Annotated in this window: 15 protein-coding genes, 1 tRNA gene and 7 pseudogenes; 6 read left to right on the plus strand and 17 right to left on the minus strand. The window is 55.3% G+C overall.

The features are described 5' to 3' along the window. Positions 1 to 11: 11 nt before the first annotated feature. Complete coding sequence (locus JCM15764_RS03640; RefSeq protein ID WP_054692695.1) at positions 12 to 1,577, minus strand: hypothetical protein; 1,566 nt, start codon at positions 1,575 to 1,577, stop codon at positions 12 to 14. Positions 1,578 to 1,671: 94 nt separating this feature from the next. Next, positions 1,672 to 1,956 (minus strand): SWIM zinc finger family protein, encoded by a 285-nt coding sequence (locus tag JCM15764_RS03645; protein ID WP_054692698.1) that lies wholly within the window; start codon positions 1,954 to 1,956, stop codon positions 1,672 to 1,674. 185 nt (positions 1,957 to 2,141) lie between these two features. Here JCM15764_RS03645 and JCM15764_RS21660 point away from each other — a divergent pair. Further along, positions 2,142 to 2,207, plus strand: a tRNA-Ser gene (locus JCM15764_RS21660). A gap of 91 nt (positions 2,208 to 2,298) precedes the next feature. Here the strand turns inward: JCM15764_RS21660 and JCM15764_RS03650 are convergent. The 13 genes and pseudogenes from JCM15764_RS03650 to JCM15764_RS03700 form a co-directional block, all read right to left on the minus strand. Further along, positions 2,299 to 2,562, minus strand: a pseudogene (locus JCM15764_RS03650) (sensor histidine kinase); the annotation flags it as partial. A gap of 235 nt (positions 2,563 to 2,797) precedes the next feature. After that, positions 2,798 to 3,007, minus strand: coding sequence for a histidine kinase dimerization/phospho-acceptor domain-containing protein (locus JCM15764_RS03655; protein WP_054692701.1), 210 nt, complete (start codon positions 3,005 to 3,007; stop codon positions 2,798 to 2,800). Positions 3,008 to 3,035: 28 nt separating this feature from the next. Continuing rightward, entirely contained in the window at positions 3,036 to 3,446 is a 411-nt protein-coding gene (locus JCM15764_RS03660) for a PAS domain S-box protein (protein ID WP_243688298.1), read from the minus strand. Between the two features lie 89 nt (positions 3,447 to 3,535). Continuing rightward, positions 3,536 to 3,679: pseudogene (locus JCM15764_RS27770) on the minus strand (ATP-binding protein); the annotation flags it as partial. A 30-nt stretch (positions 3,680 to 3,709) separates the two neighbouring features. Beyond that, positions 3,710 to 4,797, minus strand: a pseudogene (locus tag JCM15764_RS03665) (protein-glutamate methylesterase/protein-glutamine glutaminase). Positions 4,798 to 4,804: 7 nt separating this feature from the next. Continuing rightward, entirely contained in the window at positions 4,805 to 5,677 is an 873-nt protein-coding gene (locus JCM15764_RS03670) for a CheR family methyltransferase (protein ID WP_243688299.1), read from the minus strand. A gap of 33 nt (positions 5,678 to 5,710) precedes the next feature. Continuing rightward, entirely contained in the window at positions 5,711 to 6,769 is a 1,059-nt protein-coding gene (locus JCM15764_RS03675; protein ID WP_279384250.1) for a methyl-accepting chemotaxis protein, read from the minus strand. Next, a complete protein-coding gene (locus JCM15764_RS26010) occupies positions 6,748 to 7,428 on the minus strand; it encodes an MCP four helix bundle domain-containing protein (RefSeq protein ID WP_054692710.1) in 681 nt (226 codons plus the stop codon). The genes JCM15764_RS03675 and JCM15764_RS26010 overlap by 22 nt, the downstream gene beginning before the upstream one ends. Beyond that, entirely contained in the window at positions 7,412 to 9,142 is a 1,731-nt protein-coding gene (locus JCM15764_RS29280) for a chemotaxis protein CheA (protein ID WP_243688300.1), read from the minus strand. The genes JCM15764_RS26010 and JCM15764_RS29280 overlap by 17 nt, the downstream gene beginning before the upstream one ends. Next, positions 9,121 to 10,047, minus strand: a complete 927-nt coding sequence (locus JCM15764_RS29285) for an Hpt domain-containing protein (RefSeq protein ID WP_243688301.1) — start codon at positions 10,045 to 10,047, stop codon at positions 9,121 to 9,123. The genes JCM15764_RS29280 and JCM15764_RS29285 overlap by 22 nt, the downstream gene beginning before the upstream one ends. Beyond that, positions 10,044 to 10,388 carry an STAS domain-containing protein gene (locus JCM15764_RS03690; protein ID WP_054692713.1) on the minus strand — a complete coding sequence of 115 codons (345 nt, stop codon included), beginning with the start codon at positions 10,386 to 10,388 and terminating at the stop codon, positions 10,044 to 10,046. The genes JCM15764_RS29285 and JCM15764_RS03690 overlap by 4 nt, the downstream gene beginning before the upstream one ends. 257 nt (positions 10,389 to 10,645) lie before the next feature. Beyond that, a pseudogene (locus JCM15764_RS03695) lies at positions 10,646 to 12,061 on the minus strand (sigma-54-dependent transcriptional regulator). Positions 12,062 to 12,074: 13 nt separating this feature from the next. Beyond that, a complete protein-coding gene (locus JCM15764_RS03700; protein ID WP_054692716.1) occupies positions 12,075 to 12,308 on the minus strand; it encodes an ATP-binding protein in 234 nt (77 codons plus the stop codon). 203 nt (positions 12,309 to 12,511) lie between these two features. Between JCM15764_RS03700 and JCM15764_RS21680 the strand changes: the two genes are divergently transcribed. Beyond that, positions 12,512 to 12,658, plus strand: a complete 147-nt coding sequence (locus JCM15764_RS21680; protein WP_243688302.1) for a hypothetical protein — start codon at positions 12,512 to 12,514, stop codon at positions 12,656 to 12,658. A 30-nt stretch (positions 12,659 to 12,688) separates the two neighbouring features. On the opposite strand, the gene JCM15764_RS03705 is transcribed toward JCM15764_RS21680, so the two are convergent. Then, the gene (locus JCM15764_RS03705) at positions 12,689 to 13,615 is read right to left on the minus strand and encodes a PAS domain-containing protein (RefSeq protein ID WP_243688303.1); all 927 of its coding nucleotides are present in this window, start codon (positions 13,613 to 13,615) and stop codon (positions 12,689 to 12,691) included. Next, positions 13,597 to 14,148, minus strand: a complete 552-nt coding sequence (locus tag JCM15764_RS03710) for a HAMP domain-containing protein (RefSeq protein ID WP_054692722.1) — start codon at positions 14,146 to 14,148, stop codon at positions 13,597 to 13,599. Before JCM15764_RS03710 ends, JCM15764_RS03705 begins: the two co-directional genes overlap by 19 nt. Before the next feature lie 323 nt (positions 14,149 to 14,471). On the opposite strand from JCM15764_RS03710, the pseudogene JCM15764_RS29290 reads away from it, so the two are divergent. The 4 genes and pseudogenes from JCM15764_RS29290 to modC all read left to right on the plus strand — a co-directional run bounded on the left by JCM15764_RS29290 (position 14,472) and on the right by modC (position 17,906). Further along, positions 14,472 to 15,139: pseudogene (locus JCM15764_RS29290) on the plus strand (TVP38/TMEM64 family protein). Between the two features lie 276 nt (positions 15,140 to 15,415). After that, positions 15,416 to 16,131 (plus strand): annotated as a pseudogene (gene modA, locus JCM15764_RS03720) (molybdate ABC transporter substrate-binding protein). A 33-nt stretch (positions 16,132 to 16,164) separates the two neighbouring features. Then, positions 16,165 to 16,847, plus strand: a pseudogene (gene modB / locus JCM15764_RS03725) (molybdate ABC transporter permease subunit). Between the two features lie 3 nt (positions 16,848 to 16,850). Further along, positions 16,851 to 17,906 carry a molybdenum ABC transporter ATP-binding protein gene (gene modC, locus JCM15764_RS03730; RefSeq protein WP_054692725.1) on the plus strand — a complete coding sequence of 352 codons (1,056 nt, stop codon included), beginning with the start codon at positions 16,851 to 16,853 and terminating at the stop codon, positions 17,904 to 17,906. Positions 17,907 to 17,989 lie beyond the last annotated feature (83 nt).

The raw sequence follows: 17,989 nt of genomic DNA on the forward strand, positions 1-17,989 counted from the left end.
TTATCTCGGCTTCAGCCGGTAATCTTTTTCCCCGACAGGCTATCGAGCACCTCCATCAGTCGCCGCTTTGCCTTGTGGTCCCTCCGCAGCTCAATGAGCAGGTTCTGCCAGTCAGAAATGCGCCTGGTCTCCTGGTAGACTTTGCACATGCGTCGCAGATAAATAGCAGCCTCTTCGTAAGCCTTCGGTTTGACCTGCCCGATCAGACTCTCCGCGATGGCCCGCCAGATGTCGAGGGCGATCTGGGGGTGGGATTCGGCGACTGCCTCGGCAACGGCCTTGTCCGTATCCCAGCCCCAGCGTTTGGTTTTCCGCAGCTCCTGGTACAGGGCAACCACGTCGTCGAAACGCCTCTCCAGGATGGCGATGTCGATAAGCATGTTGAGGTTCGGGAACCTTTCGTACCGCATTTCTGCTTTGTTTTGGGGTCTCATGACTTCCGGCTGCGGCAGTGGCCACTCCTTTGATCTCTTTTCCTTGCCGGACGGGTCGGGACGCTGACCGGTCTCAAGATAGCGGAGCACGCAGCCTCTGACCGCAGGCCAGACCCTGGCCTTCTCCGCAGCCTTACGCAGCTCCGTGTAACTCTTGCGGGAGGCGCTGACAAAGAAATCCTCAGCCCGGTAAGCGGCGGCCAGATCATATTTCTTTTCTTTTTCAGCCATTTCCCGCAGCCTCACCTGCAGTTCGGCAGCAATGCCGGAAGCATTTTCCACGGTGCGCTCAAAGCCCCGAACGCACCACTGCCGCGCCTTTTCCTTTTCACCGGCGGCAAAGAGTGCGTCGACAAGTTTCCCATAACATCGGCAGGCATCCGCTTCCTTTTCAAGGAGAGGAATGATGTCTTGCCGCCGGCCGCTCCGCTCAAAGGCGTCAAGGAGCATGTTCAAGATCCCGTTCCGCTGGTAGGTTTCGGAGAAGGCGGCGGACGCCGGCCTGGCTATGGATTTCAGGCGGGCTTCAAGAATATCCGCCACTTCACGCCAATTGGCTTGGGTGTATGCCCCGCTCTCCAGCATCTTCCCGTCTGATTCCAGAAGGCTGTATTCGTCCGCCAGCGTATGATCGATCACCCACAGAAGCTGCTCCGACGGGGTCATGGAGGATTGAGGCACGGCGGCCAGCACAATCTCCATGCATTCGGCGATCGCCGTGGCAGTATCTCCCTCATCGTGGGACTGTTCCACCTGTTCGTTCCCCCTGGTCCAGAGCTCCTCTCCCAGTTGGAGCACCGCATCGGCATGGCCGTTGGTGAGGAGCGCCTGCAGTTGCTTCCGCACATGGGTATAATCGGGGAGGTTCCCTTCGTCTTCCCAGTGGCTGTGCCAGGCGGGCTCGGCGGTGATGTTTCTGATCTCCCGCCGCAGGGAACTCACGACTTTATCGACCCGGCCCGTTGCGAGTTGTTCCTTTTCCAGCATCCCACGCTCAATCTCAGGATAGCGGCCGCTCAGGTCCATCAGCAGCGCCACCAGCTCTTCCTTGTCCATCCCCTCAAATATCTTCCGCAGTCGTGCCTTTCCCTTTCCCGTTGCGGGCGTGGCAATGAATTCAGACTCTTCATCTTCCTCCCCCATTCGTCATCATCCCCGTAATCGTCGGTCGAATCGTCGAAGAGGGCCTGGAATAGATCATCATCCTCGGCGAGCAAAGGTATCGTCTTCTTTTGCTTCACGTGCTCCGCCGCCGCCAATACGACCGACACCGTATGCTTGCACGGACCCAGTCATAGGGGCAGGTGCAGAAATAGTCGAAGTCACCGTGTGAATCCAAGTGGACGGAGGTGGCGTACTCCTCGCTTCCCGACACCCATGCCGCCAAGGTGCCGTCTTCCGTGCGTGAAAGCCCTTTGACGTTGCTTACGTAGGATTTGCCGCGACTCAAAATCTTTGCGCCCGCCCATTCCCGAAGGTCATCCAGGGTCAGATTCCGGAGAATAGCGTTGATTTTTTTCATTTTCTGCCTCCGTAGTCAATGGGGGAAACAGTCGTGCAGTACTGTCAATTTCAGGCTATGATCCCGAGGTCGGTGTGAGAGCCTTCCAAGGATAACAAAAAGGCGCAAATGATATGGCAAAACATATTGAAAGTAAAGGGTAATTTGATAATTAAAGAATCAGACGGGCACATTTTGAAACATCGGGAAAACGGTAAAATTATGCGTTCGCAACGCATAGGCCGTCGGTTCGATCCCGATCATCTCCACCAATAAAAGAAGAGGTTGTGCTGGGGGCATAACCTCTTCTTGTTTGACGGTAGTTTTTCAACAGATTCTTACCCTTCTTCATTTCCTGTCCCACTACAGAATAAAATAAAAGGTGGCCCCTTTCCCCACCTGTCCTTCTGCCCAGATCTCGCCACCATGGCGCTGAATGATGCGACTGACGGTGGCGAGGCCGATGCCATGGCCGGCAAACTCCCTGTCGCTGTGCAGCCGTTTGAATGGGCTGAACATGGTTTCGGCATACATATTGTCGAAACCGGCACCCTTATCCCGGATAAAGTAGCAGTTCCTCCCCTTCGATTCGGTTCTCCCCAACTCGATGAAGGTCTCCTCCTTCTTGCTTGAATACTTCCAGCATTGCCGATGAGGTTCTCCAAGGCGATTTGCAGAAAAATGGCGTCACCGTCAACTCTTATGCCGTCTGCAATTATGCATATTACCCTATGATCGGGAGTCTTCATTCTCAGGCTGTCGGTGATTTCCCTGGCAATCATGCTCAGATCAACCTCTTCCCTCCGCAGTTCACATCTGGACAGTCTGGAAAAGCAGAGCAGGGAGTCGATGAGTTTTCCCATCACTCGGGTGCCTCCTGGATTCGCTTCAGGTAATCCAGATGTTCTCCTTTCAGCAGTGGACCGCACTGTTCCCTGAGCAGGTGGCAGAACCCGCCGATAATGGTCAGCGGGCCGTTGAGGTCATGGGAGACCGTGTAGTTGAAGGCCTCCAGTTCGCCGTTTGCCATTTCCAGTTCCATCTTCCTTGCCATAAGGTCCGTATTCAGCATCTCTATCTGCTCTTCGAGATGTTTCCGTTCAGTAATGTCCGTTATGAAGGCAAAGATGCATGGCTCGCAGTTTATCTCGATGAGCTCGGCAGAAAAAAAGTCCGGCGAAGATATTATTGTTCTTATCCCTGAAATAGATGTCCTCATTTTTCAGCTTGCCCTTATCTATGAGTGAGCTGATTATGCGGACCCGGTCGTTGTAATCCAGCCAGATGCCGATTTCGGCGGAAGTAAAACCGATAACCTCCTCTCGGCAATAGCCGCTCCTGTCGAGGAATTCTTCATTCACCTCGATGAACCGTCCGGCCAGGGTGGTAATACACATGGCAACTGGTGCAGCATGGAAAAGCCTAGCGAAATCAATCTGGGAGGCCACGGTACTTTGCCGTTCAAACTCGTTTTCTTCCTGCTCCATGTGAGACATTTTCACGTTAAGCATATGCACGGTGCTGCTCCCTCTATTGGTTCCGGCTTACCAGAGCCAGTATTTTTTCACCAATTTTTTTCCGGACGGTCCCTGTGGGGAATTCAGACACCAACCGGCAGAGTGAACCAAATGGTTGTCCCGTTGCCGGGTTCCCGGCTTTCCACCCAGATATTCCCATTGTGGTGCACCGCTTTTCTGCAGATGGTGAGGCCAAGACGGACGTGGTCACTGTGGTCATGGGTCCTTTGTTCTCGAAAAGAAGGGGAGAGGGCTTCTTAAACCCTGAAATTACGCCGGCCTTGGGCTGAAAGCCAGTCAAAGAGATGGCTGGAGAGTTCGGGCAGCGGCACCACCCGGTCAACTCCTCCCCTGGCAATGGCCTCCTTTGGCATGCCGAAGACGACGCAGCTCTCCTCGTCCTGAGCCAGGGTAAAAGCACCGTTGTCGTGCATCTCCTTCATGCCTGCAGCACCGTCATCTCCCATGCCGGTCATGATGATGCCGATGGCATTGCTGCCGGCACAGTTGGCGGCGGAACGGAAAAGCACGTCCACAGAAGGGCGGTGACGGCTGACAGGAGGCGCGTCCGACAGTTCGGTGACATAGTTGGCGCCGCTTCTCTTGAGCAGCAGGTGCCGGTTTCCCGGAGCGATATAGGCATGTCCCGGCAACACCCGTTCACCCCCTTCCGCCTCCTTTACCGAAATTTTGCACATGCTGTCGAGCCTCCTGGCAAAGGTCATGGTGAAGGTTTCAGGCATGTGCTGGGTGATGAGAGTGCCCGGGCAATCGGGAGGCATGGTGGTCAGATAAGCCTTCAGTGCCTCGGTGCCCCCCGTCGAAGAACCGATGACAACGACCTTTTCCGTGGTGGCAAACCTGCATGGTGCGCAGGAAGGACGACATCGGCCGAGTTTTTTGACTCGATCGTCCTGGCGACCGTATCTCGTAACGGCCGGTGCAGGCGGCATCTTGCCGCACCACGGATCTTGTCGGTGAGTTCGTCGGTATAGTCCTGAAAGCTGTTGCAGATATCGATCTTCGGTTTGGTGACAAAATCGAAAGCCCCCAGCTCCAGGGCCTGGAGCGTAACTGCCGAATGCCGTTCAGTCAACGATGAAACCATGATCACCGGCGTCGGCCTCAGTCGCATCAGCCTTTCCAGAAAGACCAGCCCGTCCATGCGCGGCATTTCCACGTCCAGGGTAAGCACGTCTGGATTGAGCGCCCTGATCTTCTCCCTTGCCACAAGTGGATCCGGGGCGGTCCCCGCCACCTCCATGTCGGGCTGGCGGTTGATGATGTCGGAGAGCAGGCTGCGTATCAGTGCCGAATCGTCTATGATAAGAACCTTGATAGCCATGGCGGATTCAGCTCCTCAGGGCGTAAACGGTCTTGCCGCAGAGCCGGAACAGGTCGGTGGCATGGTGGAAGCTTTCAGAGTGGCCGGCAAAGAACAGGCCATGGGGATTAAGGTAACGGGCCAGGTTTGTCAGCACCCGCTGTTGGGTCATCTTGTCGAAGTAAATCATGACGTTGCGGCAGAAGATGGCGTCGAATCTTTCTGACAGCCCCCAGTCCGTGCTGAGAAGGTTGAGCTGCCGGAAGGTGATCATCCGCTGCAATTCCGGTTTGACCTTGGCAAAGCCGTCGTTTTCTCCTCTTCCACGGAGGAAGAAGCGTTTCATCCTCTTCGAAGAGAGCATTTGCAGCTGTTCAAGGGGATAGATGCCTTTGCGCGCCCTCTTCAGAACATTGGTATCTATATCCGTGGCAAGGATGCGCACCGGAGCATTGAAACTGTTGAACTGCTCAATGGCGGTAATAGCCAGTGAATACGGCTCTTCACCGGTGGAAGAGGCACAGGTCCAGATGGTAATCGGCCTGTTGAATTTGATACTTCCCAGGTGGCGGGCGAGAATGGGGAAATGATGGGCCTCGCGAAAAAAGGAGGTCATATTGGTGGTCAGCGCATTGATGAAAGCTTCCCGCTCAAGATTATTGCCGCTTTCCAGGATGCCGATATAGTCGGTGAAAGAGGTGAGCCGTCTGGTGCGCAGGCGGCGGGCCAGACGGCTGTATACCAGGTCATGCTTGTTTGGTGAAAGGGAAATGCCGGCGATGCTGTGAATGAGTGCGCGAATGCGGCCGAACTCCTCCTCAGTAAGGGGAGAAAGGACCGCCTCCTTCCCATCCCATAGTCTGTCCGGTGCCGGCGTCTTGCCGGATGGTGCAGTCAGCATCCCCATCATTTCCATTGTTCCAGTCCCGGCGGTTTAAAATTCTTTCCAGTCACCCTCGGCCTCTGCCGGCACAGCGCAGTCATGCCCTTCCGCCTTGGCCAGCCGCATTAGAGCAGTGGCCGGCCTGGCCTTGGCAGTCAAAGGTTTGTTCGGCAGGGATTCGATCCTGCGTACTTTCTTCTCCACTGTTACCTTTCGCGATTGCATGGTTTCATCCAGCTTGAAGCGGCTGACCATTTGCACCAGTTGCCCTGCCTGTTCTTCCAGTGACTCTGCCGCTGCTGCCGCCTGCTCCACCAGGGCGGCGTTCTGCTGGGTCACATCATCCATCTGGGTAATGGCGGTGTTGACCTGTTCGATGCCGCTGGACTGCTCCAGGGAGGCGGCGGAGATTTCGGCCATGATATCGGTGACCCTTTTTATGCTGGTGACGATCTCCTGGGTGGTGTGGCCTGCCTCCTCCACCAGTTTGCTGCCGTCTTCCACCTTGCTTACCGAGTCTTCAATGAGTGATTTGATCTCCTTTGCCGCAGCGGCGCTCCGCTGGGCCAGACTCCGTACCTCGGCGGCGACCACGGCGAAACCTCGTCCCTGTTCACCGGCTCGGGCGGCCTCCACGGCAGCATTTAGGGCAAGGATATTGGTCTGGAAAGCGATGCCGTCGATGACGCCGATGATGTCGGAAATTTTGCGGGAACTGTCGGAGATGGAACCCATGGTGTTGACCACTCTGGTAATGACCTCTCCCCCTTTGACCGCTACCGAGCTGGCACTGATGGCCAGCTGGTTGGCCTGCTGGGCATTGTCGGCATTCTGCTTGACGGTTGAGGTCAGCTCCTCCATGCTGGAGGCGGTTTCTTCAAGTGCCGAAGCCTGTTCCTCGGTGCGCTGGGAGAGATCAGCATTGCCGGCGGAGATCTGCTCGGTGGCTGTGGCAATGGAATCGGCGCCGTTGCGTACATCCTGGACGATATTGACCAGGCTGCCGTTCATTTCCTTCAGGGCCAGGAGCAGCTGGCCGGTTTCATCCTGAAATTTCGGGTCCACCTTGCAGGTCAGGTCGCCATCGGCTACCAGCTGGGCGGTGCGCACTGCCTCCTGTAGGGGAGTGGTGATGATGCGGGTGATGAAGACGCCGAAACAGATTGCAGGATAATCCCTACCACCGCCAGGATGAGGGTGGAGCGGATTGCGGCATTGGCCATGGCCGTGTTCTGCTCGGCGGTTGCCGCCGCCTGCTTGACCTTGAAGTCCACCAGCTTGTTGACGGCAGCCTGTTCAATCATGGCTGCCTGGGTCGCGTCCCCGTTATAGACGGCGAGGGCTTCGGCATCCCTGCCGGCCATGGACAGGTCGGCTATCCTGCCGATGAGCGGCCTGAAGACAGTGCGGCTGTCGCTGAAGTCCTTCAACAACCCCTTCTCCTCGCTGCCGGTAAAGGCCTTCTCAGCCATTTCCACATTCTTGGTGATCTCTGCGCTCAGTTCCTTGATCTGTTCACTGTATTTCTGTTTTTCCGCCCGGTCCTGTACCAGCAGAATCTTGGCCAGGTTCACCCTCACCCGCTGAAAGGCGGTGGAAATGGCTCCCAGTTGGGAAATTGGCATGGTGACATTTTCATAGAGCATCTGTCCATTGTCGTCGGCCTTATGGATGTTGGCAATGCCGATCCAGCCGATGATCCCGCGATGAGGGCCAGGATGATGAAGCTTGACAGCAGTTTGGTACCGATCTTCAGATTGTAGAACCATTGCATAGCTGTTCTCCTTGGGCAGTTTTTGTATCCACCGGCAGTGCCGACGGTAGCATGCTTTCTGCGTTGTTCATCAGCTGCATCTCCGGGCTGGACATCAACCGCTCGATGTCCACCAGGATCAGCATCTGGTCATTGATGGTGCCGAGGCCGGTGATGTACCTGGTATCAAGACCGGAGCTGAATTCCGGAGCTGCCTTGACCTGTTCCGGAGCGAGGCTGATGACGTCAGATACCCCATCGACAACCATGCCGACCACTCTGCCGGCGACATTGATGATGATGACGACGGTGAATTCGTTGTAAACGGCGTTGCCCAGGTTGAATTTGATGCGCATGTCGACGATGGGGACGATGACGCCGCGCAGGTTGATGACTCCCTTGAGGAAGTCGGGTGAGTTGGCAATGTGCGTTACCGCGTCATAGCCGCGAATTTCCTGTACCTTGAGAATATCCATGCCGTACTCTTCTTTGCCAAGGGTAAAGGTGAGATACTCTTCTCCCTCCCCGCTCTGCGTTGATCCCTGTTCATTCTGCATCCCACGCCTCCTTTGATCTGGTCCGGTGCCAGTTACTGTTCCCTTTTTCCCGGTTGCATCAGCTCCCACGTCAAGGATCAAGGCTACACGACCGTCGCCAAGGATAGTTGCGCCTGAAGTGCCTTCCACCTTGCGATAGTTTTCCTCCATGCTCTTGATTACAACCTGGAGTTCGTCCTGCAGATTGTCGACCAGCATTGCCCCCTTTTCCCCTTCCACCTCTATGACCATGAGAATGCCACGCCGGGGATCGGTCACCGCATCGGCAAGGTTGAAGAGCCGGTGGAGGCGCAGGATGGGGATATATTCTCCCCTCACATGGACCACTTCGTTGCCGTTAATGGTTTTCAGATTTTCCCCGGTGGGTTGGAGGGATTCGACAATAGCGTTGACTGGCACAATCAGACGTTCATTGCCGACACCAACGCTGAGCCCGTCCAGAATGGCGAGGGTGAGGGGGAGGCTTATGGTGACGCTGGTTCCCTTACCCTGCTCCGACTTGATGGCAACCCGTCCTCCAAGGCTCTGAACGTTTTTCAACACCACATCCATGCCGACGCCGCGTCCGGAGATATCGGTGACCGCTTCGGCGGTGGAGAACCCCGGGGCGAAAATGAGCTGCCAGACTTCTTCATCGGACATGGTGTCGGCAGCAGCAATACCGCGTTCAGCCGCTTTCATCAGGATCTTTTCCCGGTTGAGGCCGTCGCCGTCATCGATGACGTCAATGACGATCCTTCCCCCCACCTGGGACGCCTGCAGGATCACGCTGCCGGTGGGCGCTTTGCCGGCGGCTAGCCGCAACTCCGGAACCTCCAGGGCGTGATCCAGAGCATTACGCACCAGATGGGTGAGGGGATCGGCGATTTTCTCCACCAACCCCTTGTCCAGTTCCGTTGTCTCGCCGACCATTTTCAGTTCAACCAGCTTGCCCAGCTTGGTCGCCAGTTCCCGCACCAGCCTGGGGAAGCGGTTGAAAACGATGCTGATGGGAACAAGCCGGATGGACATTACGCTCTGCTGCAGATCCCTGGTGTTCCGTTCCAGTTGCAGCAATCCCCGATGCAGGTTTTCAAAAAGAACCGGATCCAGCTGCCCCCCCATCTGGTCGAGCAGGGCTTGGGTGATCACCAGCTCTCCCACCTGGTTGATCAGCTGGTCGACCTTGGCCACGCCAACCCGGATGGAAGATTCCGCCTCTCCCCCCCGACGGCCGAAGGCTCCCGGCGCCGTTTCATCCTTGTCATAGGCCTTCTGCCGAACGGTTGTGTCTCCGCTGCCGTCCGGGAACCACTTGCCGTCACCGGCTGCGGCTCCGGCCTGTCATTGCCAATTTCAGCGCTTTGAACCCTGCGGATGTTCAACTGATCATCATCAGCCACAAACTCGAAAACATCGCGGATTTCCATATCGTTGCAGGTGCCGGCGAGCCGTAGCTGCCAGCGGGTGTGGCAATGTTCGGGATCAAGCTGCTCAACCGGCGGAGCATCAGCTATGATTGCCTGAGCCGTCAATTCTCCCAGTTCCCCCAGTTCGTCGAAGAGATAGTCAAGGCGGGCGCCACGCATGAAGAGGTCCGTGTCCGGGCTGAAGCGGAGCTCGAAGGGGCTTTGCATCTTTCCATCTTCTGCCTGGGCCTGAACTGCGGGTGAATCCTCTTTTGTCGAGGGGGAGGGAAGGGCGTCCTGTTCGGTTAGATGCCGCAGGCTGCAACAGACCTCCTCGATAAACTGCAGGTCGACCCGTTCTCCATCACGGTGACCGGCCAACTGCACGGCGATGGCATCCTTTGCCTTCAGAAAAAGGTCAACCATCGACGCGGTGAGCAGCATTTCGTGGCCCCGGATCCGGTCGAGCAGCGATTCAAGCAGGTGGGTGACCGAGGTCATATCCTCGAAGCCGAAGATGCCGGCACTTCCCTTGATGGTGTGGGCCGAGCGGAAGAGGGCATTCAATTCCTCTTCATCCGGCCTGTTCAGATCCAGGGAAAGGAGGATCCGTTCTATTTCAGCCAGATGCTCGCTGCATTCCTCAAAGAAGGTCTGGCAGAATCGGGCCATGTCCATGGAGGTTTTCATTGCTCGATCGCTTCAGGATCCAGGATTTGAAAGTGGTGGGTAAAGCCCAGGGCATTGATGATGCCGTACAGGTTATCCGACACGGCGGTAAGGCATGGCTCAATGCCGATCTCTCGCACATCGCGGACGAAGATCGCCAGAAGCTGACATCCGCAGGCATCCAGTGCATCAATGCCCTCCATGCCGATCAGAATCCGCCGGCTGGCTTTATCTGCACCTTCGTTGTCATTCTTGAGCCCGGCCAGGTACGCTGAAACCAGTGCCCACTGGCCAGCTATGCCGGCCACCGACCAGTCACCATGCAGACTGAGTGTCAGCGGCTTCTGTAACGATACGGTCATGGCAATCCTCCCTGCTGCATTTGTCAGTCTCACTTTGCAGGGGCAATGCAAGATTGAATCGATAAATTTAAATGTAAAATCAATAAGTTGGCAAAAGGACAGTTTGTGGGTAGCGTGCGACGTTTGTTGCGCCTGAAAAATGGGAATTCCGGTTGAGTGTTGATTTTTAGCGGGGTGAGAGGGGAGCGACAAAGGTTACGCCTGCAACTTTTGTCGCAGGGTTTGGAGTGGGGAGGCTCTTCGTCTGGATTAATATCTCAGTCTGGCGGATTTTCACCCCGGCGGCTCAGGCGCTTGTTCAGAGCCTGCCTGCTGATGCCCAGGTGGGAGGCTGCAATTCCCTGATTGCCGCAGGCAGCTTTCAGGGCATGGGCGATGAGAGCTTCTTCCGCTTCCTTGATGGTTGGCATACGCTCACCTGCTGCTCCGCTGCAGTGCTTGAAATAGTCAATGGGATCGGGGCCATGGGGGGCATGGTCGTTGCCGATGGCTTTCCGGAAAGTTTCGAGGGAAAGCACCCCCTGTTGATGACTGGCCACGGCGTCGAAAATCAGCCTTCAACTCGCGGATATTGCCCGGGAAGCTGTAAGCAGCAAGGTAGCCGTTAAGCTCGACTGGGGTAACCGGCCTGCTTTTGCCTATGGCCGCAGCTGCTTCATCCAGGAAGTGGTTGACGAGCAGGGGCATATCTTCAAGCCGGTCGCGCAGTGGCGGCACCTGGATCCGGTGCGTTTTTAGCCGGTAATAGAGGTCACTGCGGAAGGAATTCCCCTCCATCATCTGCTTCAGGTCGCGGTTGGTGGCGACGACAATTCTGGCATCGCTTTTCTTTCCATTGTCGGAGCCGAGAGGATAATACTCCCTTTCCTGCAGAAGACGCAGCAGCTTGATCTGGGACGGCAGTTGCAAGTCGCCGATCTCATCGAGGAAAAGGGTGCCCCCTGCCGCCTTTGCCACCAAGCCTTCACGCGCCTGGTCAGCCCCTGTAAACGCTCCCCTGGTGTGGCCAAAGAGGGTGTCCGAGAAAGCCTGGTCATCCAGACCGGCCACGTTGACGGCTATGAACTGGCCTTTGCGGTGGCTGGCATCATGGAGAGCGCGTACGACCATTTCCTTGCCGACCCCGGTTTCTCCAGTCACCAACACCGGCTGATCACTTGCCGCCACTGCCTCCATATAGCGGAAGATGCGTCTCATGGCCGGGTTTCGCGTGATGATAGAGGCAAATACCTCTTCCCGGTCCAGGCGATCCGAGAAAAAATGCCTTGTCAGCAGGGAGACCTCGTTGCGCAGGGAATGCAGCTCGAGAGCCTGTTGACACTGGCCAGCAGCCGGCTTTTCTCGGCAGGTTTGACAAAATAGTCGAAGGCCCCGGTTTTCATGCATTCCACCGCCAGCTCGATTTGGTTGGCCGCGCTCATGATGATGACAGGGATCTGAGGAAAACGGTCTTTGATCTCCTTGAGCAGCTCTAAACCACCGAGGAACGGCATATAGAGGTCGAGAACAATCAGGGCGACGCTCCTTTCCTCAAGCAGGGGCAGCACCTTGCGGCTGTCGCTCAGGGTGGTCACTTCGCTGAAACCGGCCCCCCTGAACATGACGCTGTGGATGAAGAGCATCTCCTCCTCGTCATCGACAAGAAGAATTGGAAATTTCCCCGGGACTGTCATTGTAACCTCGCCGTCAAATCTGATAATCTGCTGCCATTTTACAGTCGCCGTCGGTAGCAGTCGGTAATCCAGCGCCGACTGCCGCCGGGAGCCGGACCGTTGCGGTGGTGCCCCCATCGGGGATGGAATCGAACAGCAGGTAGCCCCCGTGCTCCTTGATGATGGTGTCGGTAATGGAAAGTCCGAGGCCGGTGCCCCCCTCGTCAAGCCTGGTGGAAAAGAACGGCTCCGTAAGCCGTTCGAGCACCTCCGGCGCATCCCTTTTCCTTCGTCTTTCACTGTAACCGTGATGAAGCCGGACTGCTCATCAAAGGCCGAGGACACAGAAACAGCTCTGGATTTATCGGCAAGGGACTGGAGTGAGTTCATCACCAGGTTGATCATCACCTGCTCTATCTGCTGCGATCTTCCTCTGGCAGGGGGAAGATTTTCCCCGAGACAGAGCGAAAAGTGATTGGTGTGCTTGTGTATGTGATGGATGAGAATGGAAACACCATCACCGATCGCCTTGTTGATGTCGAATGGCGTCGCGACCGCCCCTTTTTGTTCCCGGTAGAAGCCTTTCAGGTTATCGATGATGGCGCTGATCCGGCGTGAACCTTCGGTAAGCCCGGAACAAAGTCGGTATCACCTGCTGCATCTCGGCAAAGGGCAATCCTCCCAGGTATATCTCTCCGTACTCCTCGCCATGGCGCCGCAAGACGGGAACGGCATCGTTCCAGGCCTCGGACAGAAGGGTCGCATTTGCGAGATATAGCTGTTAGGATTGTTGATCTCATGGGCAATGCCCGCCGTGAGAACTCCCAGTGCGGTCATCCTGTTGGCATGAATCAGCTTCGCCTGGGTCTCCTGCATCTCCTTTTTCAGGCGGATACTTTCGCCGATGTCGCGGAAGGAGCAATAGACAAACTGGTCGCTGTCGATTTTTATCAGTTTGCAGCGGATGGAAACCGTGATGTTCATGCCGTCCTTGGGCATGACTGTCGCTTTGTCCAGCTGAACACTGCCGGCATGGTCGGAATTGGCAAGGAGATCTGCAAGCCTCGCCAGATCATCGGCGTCAAGAATTGCAGACAGCTCAAGGAATATCAATGCGTTGTCATCGTAACCGAACATCTTGCCAGCTGCCGGATTTGCATCCACAACCCGGAATGTCTCCGGCGACAAAAGGAGAATGGCATCCCAGTTCTGGGAAAAAAGCTGGTGGAATCGCTCCCCCATGTCGCGCACTTTCTCCTCGACACGCTTGCGGTCGGTTATGTCGAGCATTATGCCGACCAGTCCCTCCGGTATCCCTTCGGTATTGGTGAACAGTGCTTTATAAAAGACCACATCACGATAACTGCCATCGGCATAGGGGGTTCTTGACTCGTAAACCTGTACCCCCTGCCGTTTTGCCAGTTCCAGGTCTGAGGTGTGGTAAATGTCCGCCAGTGCTTTTGGTGCAATGTCATAGACGGTTTTGCCTATGATCTGGATGCGGGGCATGCCGATAAAGGCTGCAAACGAGGCGTTGCAGCCAAGATACCGGCCGGTCATGTCCTTATAAAACACAGCGCCGGCATGGTGTCCATCAGCACCTGCAGGAAGCGGAGCTGTTCCTGAATGGTTTTCTTCTTCATATTCAGTTCAGACAGTATTTTGTTGAACGCCCCGGCAGGGGATCCTATCTCCTCACCGGCTTCAATCTCCACCGGTTTCTGTTCATCCTCCGCGGCAACCTTTTTCACGTGGCTGGTGAACCGGTGTAATGGCGCTGTCAGCATGCCCATCAAAAGCCAGACCATGACAATGGACAGGAAAAGAACGGTTGGAGCTGCAAGCAGCATGAGTTCCGGCGTAACCCGCTCAGCCACGGCGACGACTTCTGTCCGGAAAGTCATAATCTTGCCGTTGATCCCATTGGCCATGGAGGAGGCCAGAGCACTTTGCTGCCCATAGATGAATGATTTTAGATGGCGCTCGAAATAGATCCCCGAATAAGCACCTATGGACATGAACAGAACGACGAAAGCAGAAGTCGTCAGGACTATCTTGGTTTTGAGACTCACCATATCGGCTGTTCCCTTTGAATATTTAACCGGCAACTATCCGCTCCTTCGACCTTTCCTGATTGCACCTGATAATGTATATGAAAGTTCTGCAGGCAACAAGACCTCTGAACTTATCTGCCCAATATGGCCAGAGTAGCTGCAGGATTGCCAGTTACAAGCTGTTTTCTTCAGTTCCTGTAAATTGAGCTCACCTGTTATCCCTCTTGCCGATTAGCGCATATTGAAGTTATCGGGACAGGTCAACCAAAATTTAGATTTTTCAGGGGTTGTTCTGTTCTTCGACTTTCATCCGGCAGATATTTTCGCTATACTGGCATTTCTGTACCACATTCGGATCATTGTCTAAGGAACAACGAGTGAAAAAAATATTACTCCCACTGCTGCTGCTCTTAATTCTTCTTTTTTTCTGGCTCGATCTGGACCGCTTCCTGACTCTCGATGCGCTGAAAGCCAACCATGCTGGTCTTGTTTCCTACTATGAACACCATAAGACTGCCGCTGCCGTGGTCTTCATTGCCATCTATGTTCTGCAGACAGCCCTCTCCCTGCCGGGGGCGGCGATACTTTCCCTTGCTGCCGGAGCAATCTTCGGGGTGATGTTGGGAACAATCTACGCCAATATCGCTGCCACCAGCGGAGCTACTCTGGCATTCCTCGTCAGCCGCCATCTGCTTCATAATGTGGTGCAGAAGCGGTTCGGCGCCAGGCTGGAAGCATGAACACAGAACTTGAGCAGCGGGGCTTCGGCTATCTGCTGTTCCTCCGCCTGGTGCCGGTTTTCCCTTTCTTTCTCATCAATCTCGCCGCCGGCCTGACCCGCCTGAAACTACGCACCTTTTTCTTTGCCACGCTGGTGGGAATTATCCCCGGCAGCTTGGTTTTCTGCAACGCCGGGGCTAGTCTTGCCAGTATTGAGTCACCGGAGCAGGTGCTTTCGCCGCGGGTGCTTGCCTCCTTTGCCCTGCTGGGTTCGTTTGCTCTCATCCCCGCTGTTTATGGGAAATGGAAGGGGAAGCGGCCTTGAAATATGCACGGCTGACTGGCGCCAGCATTATCAAAGACTTTTGCCGCTTTATTAGGCATTCTGCTATTGCCGTTAATATGCTGTGGGTTTTTCTCTAATCCACGTTCTTGTACACAGCGATGTCCACAACGCCTGTTGAATGGGAACCCCCCGGAATCGGCATCTCATGAGAACGTAATGGGGGCCGTTAAATCTGACAAGGCATATTAGCTGCATCACTATAAATGAGTCCCTCTGCTTTTCAGGAGAAAGGAGCCGATAATGAAGCGGCTGATCATGCTTTTTGTGCTGCTGTGGTCAACATCTGCCTCTGCAGGGCAAGTTCACCTGTCTGTTGCTTCCAGTCTCAAGGAAGTTGTCAATGAACTTTCCGACAGTTTCAGCAGAAAAAACAGGAATATTACCGTGTATAAAAATGCAGGCGCCTCAGGAACCCTTGCCAGGCAGTTGGATAACGGCGCACCTGCAGATATCTTTATTTCTGCCGACAGCCTGTGGATGGACTACCTTGTCGGCAAAAAGCTTGTGGCATCCTCCAGCGTCGTCACGTTTGCCGGCAATGAGCTCGTTTTCGCCGGCAAGGCCCATAAGCGGATTAAATCACTTAAAGATATTGTCCTGCTGGAAAGGATCGGCATCGGCAACCCCAAAAGCGTACCCGCAGGCGAATATGCCATGCCGCCATAAGAGCTGCCAATATGGAAAAAGATGTTGCAAAAAGACTGGTCATGGCCAAGGATGTGCGGGAATGCCTTCTTTACCTGGAACGAGGCGAGGTAGACGGGGGATTTGTATACAGGACGGAGGCTTTGCAGGCAAAGCAGGCGCAAGTTCTTTTTGCCGTGCCGCCAGCGCTTTACCCAAAAATTGTCTACAGGATGGGACTCACCGGCACCGGCAGCAGGAACCCACAGGCGGTATCCTTCTATAATTATTTGAAAGGTGTCGAGGCGCAGGCGATCTTGCTCAAGAAAGGGTTCAAGATAAAATGACCATTCCGGAACGGCTTTTACGAGAGGCATGCGATGACAGCACTTACTCCCCCAGATTATGAGGCTATCTATCTGTCGACCAAGGTAGCGATGGCCGCCACGGCCCTTTCTTTGCCCTTCGGCATTGCCTTCGCCTATGTCATGAATTTTACCGCATTCAGGGGCAAGCTGCTTCTGGAGGTCCTGATAAATCTCCCCCTGACCTTGCCCCCGGTGGTGATCGGCTATCTGCTGCTGTTGGTGCTGGGCAAGAACGGCTGGATCGGATCTTTCCTTGATCAGCTCGGGATAAGGATAATATTTACCTGGAAAGCGGCTGTAATTGCTCGGCAGTTGTCGGCTTTCCCCTGCTGGTCCGTGCGGTGCGCCTGAGCATGGAGCATATCGATTATCAGCTCATTCAGGCATCCCGCACCCTTGGGGCGAGCAGGCACGATACCTTTCTCACCATCATTCTGCCCCTTTCGCTGCCTGGAGTGGTTGCCGGCTCACTGCTGATGTTTGCACGCAGCCTTGGCGAATTCGGCGCCACTATCATCGTCGCCGGCAACATCCCCGGAGTCACCCAGACAATTCCCCTTGCCATTTATGATTATGCAAGCTCCCCGGCCAGTGAGGCTATGGCCATATCCCTTTGTGTCATCTCCATCCTCATGTCGGCGGTTGTGCTCCTCTTACACGAATTCATCAGCATCAAGCTGGCCAAGAGGGGGTGAAACATGGAATTGTCCGTGCAGGCAAAAAAGAGTTTCGCAGGCTTCACACTTGAGGCCGATTTCACCGTCTCCGGCGACCGGATTGGCATTTTCGGTCAATCGGGAGGGGGCAAGTCCACCCTGGCTTCTCTCATTGCCGGCTTGCATAGTCCCGACGCGGGGGAAATCTGCCTCGATGGCCATTGCCTTTACAGCAGTCGAAGGGGGATATCTGTGCCGCCCGAAAAAAGGCGGATAGCAGTCGTTTTCCAGCAGCCATGCCTCTTCCCCCACCTGGATGTCAGGTCCAATCTGCTCTACGGTTTCAAGCGCTGTGCCCCCGAGCATCGAACCGTCGACTTTGCCGTTCTGACGGAAGTCCTCAGGCTTGACGGCCTGCTGGGGCGGGGTGTCAACAATCTCTCGGGGGGCGAAAAGCAGCGGGTGGCCCTGGGAAGGGCAGTTCTGGCAAATCCCGCACTGCTGCTCATGGACGAACCTCTCTCTGCCTTGGATGATGGGCTCAAATTTCAGATCATTCCTTACCTGAAAAGTGTCAGTGTCGAGTTCGGCATTCCCTATCTTTTCATCTCCCATTCGCTGATAGAAATGAGGCTGATGGCGGATCAGGTCCTGCCCGTCGAACGGGGCAGGATCCTTGAGCGCACGACCCCCGACGAGTTGGCCAGGGCACGTATGGGCTACAGCCAGGTGGGTTACATCAATCTGCTCAGGCTTGAAGACCCACGGCAGGTCGGCGGCATCCATGCCTACCGGTGGGGAGAAGCGGAGCTTTTCGTTTCCTCAGGGAGTGTTGAGTCTGCGTCCTTATTCGAACTCTCATCCAAAGACATCATCATCTTCAAAAAGCATCCGGAAGCCATAAGCGCCAGGAACCTGCTGAGATGTGTGATCGTCAAGACTTTTTCTTCGGGGAATACGGTGGGGGTTGAGCTCGCCTGTGGGTCGGGACGTCTGGTATCCGAAGTTGTAGCCGAAGCGGCCGAGGAACTGGGGATTGTGCCGGGATGCGAGGTATTTGCTGCAATCAAGGCTGCTTCTTTCAGAAAGCTGGAGTAGACGGCATGTTTGATCATTAGGTACAGAAAAAAGAGGGCTGCCATTTCGGCAGCCCTCTTTTTTCTTGTTTATTTCAATGGAAT

The sequence above is a fragment of the Geotalea toluenoxydans JCM 15764 genome, assembly GCF_001311985.1.
Taxonomy (GTDB): Bacteria; Desulfobacterota; Desulfuromonadia; order Geobacterales; family Geobacteraceae; genus Geotalea; species Geotalea toluenoxydans.

Bases quoted from the DNA above. Each gene is read 5' to 3' on its own strand.
- JCM15764_RS03640 (WP_054692695.1), bottom strand. From the start codon at position 1,577: ATGGGGGAGGAAGATGAAGAGTCTGAATTCATTGCCACGCCCGCAACG.
- JCM15764_RS03645 (WP_054692698.1), bottom strand. From the start codon at position 1,956: ATGAAAAAAATCAACGCTATTCTCCGGAATCTGACCCTGGATGACCTT.
- JCM15764_RS03655 (WP_054692701.1), bottom strand. From the start codon at position 3,007: ATGCTGAATACGGACCTTATGGCAAGGAAGATGGAACTGGAAATGGCA.
- JCM15764_RS03660 (WP_243688298.1), bottom strand. From the start codon at position 3,446: ATGCTTAACGTGAAAATGTCTCACATGGAGCAGGAAGAAAACGAGTTT.
- JCM15764_RS03670 (WP_243688299.1), bottom strand. From the start codon at position 5,677: ATGCTGACTGCACCATCCGGCAAGACGCCGGCACCGGACAGACTATGG.
- JCM15764_RS26010 (WP_054692710.1), bottom strand. From the start codon at position 7,428: ATGGTTCTACAATCTGAAGATCGGTACCAAACTGCTGTCAAGCTTCAT.
- JCM15764_RS29285 (WP_243688301.1), bottom strand. From the start codon at position 10,047: ATGAAAACCTCCATGGACATGGCCCGATTCTGCCAGACCTTCTTTGAG.
- JCM15764_RS03690 (WP_054692713.1), bottom strand. From the start codon at position 10,388: ATGACCGTATCGTTACAGAAGCCGCTGACACTCAGTCTGCATGGTGAC.
- modC (WP_054692725.1), top strand. From the start codon at position 16,851: ATGGAATTGTCCGTGCAGGCAAAAAAGAGTTTCGCAGGCTTCACACTT.